Origin of the sequence: Kaistella sp. (assembly GCF_049588135.1) — a bacterium.
Taxonomy (GTDB): Bacteria; Bacteroidota; Bacteroidia; order Flavobacteriales; family Weeksellaceae; genus Kaistella.
In genome coordinates this window covers 1-1,780 of the sequence record NZ_JBAVFG010000082.1, presented here as the reverse complement: position 1 = coordinate 1,780, position 1,780 = coordinate 1, and the positions used below count along the sequence as shown (strand labels likewise).

The window sequence follows — 1,780 nt, the reverse complement described above, 5'->3', positions numbered from 1 at the left end:
GGTTTCTGCTTCTCATTTTCATTATGATTATGATTTAACATATCAGAAATTTTCAGTGGGAATGAATATGAATTTTTCTAAAAATCCAAGAAGCGATATTGGCAGAAATTTGGGTTTTTCTTACAGTTATTTAGAAAAGGATTTGAAACCAAACAACCAGATTGATTACGCAAAATACAATCTCTGGAATTTAAATTACAGCTATTCTGATCGCAGGATGATTCATGAAAAATATCTTAGCGGAAACTTACAATGGATGGAGGATTTTCAGAAAATTTCGGGTGAAGCATTTTATCGTTGGGAATATGCGAAAGACAAGAAATTGAGTTTGCGATTTTTTGGCGGCTATTTTCTTACGAACAAAACCAAAAACTCGCTTTTCAATTACGGAATTTCCAGAGTTTCTAACTACTCATTTTCTTACGGACTTTTAGGACAGAGTGCGCTATCGGGAATTCTTTCTCAGCAATTAATTATTGCAGAAGGTGGTTTTAAATCTTACTTAGGAAACTCGGCAAACCAGTGGATCACGTCTGTGAATGTGGATTCTCATGTATGGCGTTGGTTCAATGTTTATGCGGATGCAGGTGTTTATAAAAACAAAAATAAGAGTGCAGATTTCATTTGGGATTCCGGGGTTAAAGTAAAGGTGATTCCAGATTTTCTAGAAGTGTATTTCCCGATCCAAAGTTCTTTAGGTTTTGAACCAGGCTTTAAAGATTACGGACAAAGAATTAGATTTACTCTGGTTTTAAACTTTAATGCGATTACGGGATATTTTCGAAGAGGTTGGTTTTAATTTTATTTGTCAAAAAAAAACAAAAAAGCCACTTCTGAGAAGTGGCTTTCATTATTTCTAAAAAAGAATGATTAGTTTTTGATCACTTTTCTGCTCACTTTTGCAGATCCGTTATCAACAGTTACAATATACATTCCTTTCGTTAAAGAAGAAGTATTGATTGATTCACCGCTGTTTACTCTGTTTGAACTTACTAATTTCCCATCAGTAGTGTAAATGTTCACCGTTGCTCTTGCAGGAAGAATTACTGTTAATTCATTACCTACACTGGTATTCATTTTAATTTGCTTATCAAAAGAAGTTACATCGGTAACCGCCATCGAAGCCTTGTCCATTGCTTCAAAATCATCGAAATATGAAGTTTGTCCGCCATAAGCTCTAACTGCGACATCAAGATTTGTAGCACCAGTTCCAGCAGGCATTTCTACTGTATATTTTGTCCACTCAGCCGCTGCAGGCAAATACTTGTTTAGCGTTCTAAATAAATCTGTAGTAGCATCGGCAGTTGTATAAACAGGAGCACCCGCAGCAGTTTTATAAATACTCCACAATCTTGCTGCAGACGCACTGCTTGCTTTGTACCAGAAAGTAATAACGTAAGTTTTGCCCTCAGTAACCGACACATTTTGGAAAAACCCTGTAGTAGCAGCAGGGGCATACATAGCACTGTTAGTCCCTGTATGAGCACCTGTTGTAGCAATTGTTGGAGCGGTATATCCAGCTCCTGTTCCTGCAGCCCACGGCGTGAATCCACTTTCAAATCCTGGATTTGTTAATAAGTTTTGAGCTGATATCAGTGATACAGTCGCAACGCTTAAAATAGTAAAGAATTTTTTCATAATATAAAATTTTAATTTTTTCTTGTTAAAAATTGGATTGCTAATTTACGCTTTTTTTTGAGACCGAAACAAAGGTTTATTATTTTAACAATAATTTAGGCTTTCATTAAAAACCAGTAAATCTTGTAACTTCTATTTCATC

The 1,780-nt window shown here is 35.5% G+C and carries 1 protein-coding gene and 1 pseudogene; one reads left to right on the top strand and one right to left on the bottom strand.

Annotation, left to right across the window (positions count from 1 at the left end):
- Positions 1-799 (top strand): annotated as a pseudogene (locus WBY99_RS04675) (aminopeptidase); the annotation flags it as partial.
- A gap of 71 nt (positions 800-870) precedes the next feature.
- Here the strand turns inward: WBY99_RS04675 and WBY99_RS04670 are convergent.
- On the bottom strand, positions 871-1,638 hold the full coding sequence (locus tag WBY99_RS04670; protein ID WP_423975173.1) for a T9SS type A sorting domain-containing protein: 768 nt from the start codon (positions 1,636-1,638) through the stop codon (positions 871-873).
- Positions 1,639-1,780: the final 142 nt, after the last annotated feature.